Origin of the sequence: Wolbachia endosymbiont of Drosophila barbarae (genome assembly GCF_044752445.1) — a bacterium.
GTDB classification, from domain to species: domain Bacteria; phylum Pseudomonadota; class Alphaproteobacteria; order Rickettsiales; family Anaplasmataceae; genus Wolbachia; species Wolbachia pipientis.
The window spans coordinates 1-1,560 of the sequence record NZ_JBIXJM010000106.1 but is presented as its reverse complement, the minus strand read 5'-3'; the positions used below and the strand labels follow the sequence as shown (position 1 = coordinate 1,560).

Here is a 1,560-nt window from a genome sequence, read left to right as displayed (position 1 = left end):
AAGACCAGGGTATCTACTTTAAGCTCTCTACATTCCTTAACTTGACGCGTATGGTTTATTTAACACTCCCTGTTAAGATGCCTAATCTACTTTCAGCTCCTCAGTATGTAAACTGCGTGGTAAAGACTCTAATTCCTTTGCAGCACTTAAACTTTTATTTTTTGCATGTATACCAAGCTTATTGAATTCTCGAGCAGCAGGAAACACCCTTGCTTCAAGAGAGCCAGCAGTTTTATTATAATGATCAACAGCACTTTTTAAGCTCCTGCGCAAATTATCAAAGTTTTCACCCATTGTGCAAATGCGCTCATATAAAGTATGACCTAGTTCACTGATTTTCTTTGCGTTTTCAGCTATCATCTCTTGCTTCCATCCATACGCTATTGCTCTCAGCAACGCAATTAGAGTGATCGGTGTTGCAATGATCACTTTTTTTTCCACTCCAATCTCTATCAAAGCAGGCTCATATTCCAGTGCTGCGCTAAAAACCCCCTCCCCTGTTAAGAAAAGCACCACAAGTTCTGGCGTATTTTCAAATTGATTCCAATACTCTTTTTTACCCAAATCATTTATGTGTTTTTTTATTGCCAGGGAATGGTTCTTTAATTTCTCCTTTTGTATTTGCAAATCATTTTGTGATATAGCATCCATGTAAGAATCAAGCGGCACTTTAGCATCTATTATTATTTGCTTTCCAGATGGCATTTTGATTATTAAATCAGGACGCAATAAATTATCCTCGTTTTTATCAATCACTGACGGCTGAGTAAAAAAATCGCAATACTCAATCATTCCTGCCATTTCTACCACTCTTTTGAGTTGCATTTCACCCCATTTGCCCCTAATGTGAGGTTTCCTCAGGGCATTAGCAAGGTTGGAAGTTTGGTTCATCAGCGCTCCAATTTGCTCCTTTAAACCTTCATAGGCCCCTACCCTCTCCTTTTCTAGCTCACGTATTTCATTATCGAATTTTTCTAATTTTTCTTTTATTGGAGTTACAACTTCGTTGATCGTTGCTTGTCTTTTTTTGAAATCGCTTTCCGTTTCTTTTAATTTACTATCGATTACTTCCTTTGCTAAGTTCAGAAAATTATTGTTATTTGTTTGCAAAGCATCAAGAGAGAGCGCTTTAAAAGTGTTTGTTAATCTCTCCTCTGCTTTTGTTAGTAATTCTATTTCCTTTTTCTTTTCCTCACGTTCTTTTTGCAGAGTTACTTCAAGTTCTGCTTTTTTGACCCTTAGATCAACTATTTCTTCATTCTTCGTAAGCAAAGTTTGCTTTGTTTCTTGAAGTTCTTGCTCTAATTTACATAAATTACCCTCAAGGTTTGCTTTCTTTTCGCTCAGTTTTTTTACGATAATGTAGAAAAATAGTAATAGAGAGACAACCAGAGCTATAGAATTGAAAAGCATCAGAATAAAAAAGCTGTATTTACAATTCTATATGATTTTTGTGTGTATAAGAAAGAAAAAAGGAGCACCTAAAGAGGTGACCTTACCCAGAAAAAGTAGAGAGAAAGTTAAGACGTTTTTATCATGAGAATAAATTGTGCAGGAATG

1 protein-coding gene is annotated in these 1,560 nt (G+C 35.8%); it reads right to left on the bottom strand.

Annotated elements, in window-relative coordinates; translation table 11 throughout:
• Positions 1 to 81: 81 nt before the first annotated feature.
• A complete protein-coding gene (locus tag ACIPNH_RS01380) occupies positions 82 to 1,413 on the bottom strand; it encodes a DNA recombination protein RmuC (protein ID WP_400771190.1) in 1,332 nt (443 codons plus the stop codon).
• Positions 1,414 to 1,560: the final 147 nt, after the last annotated feature.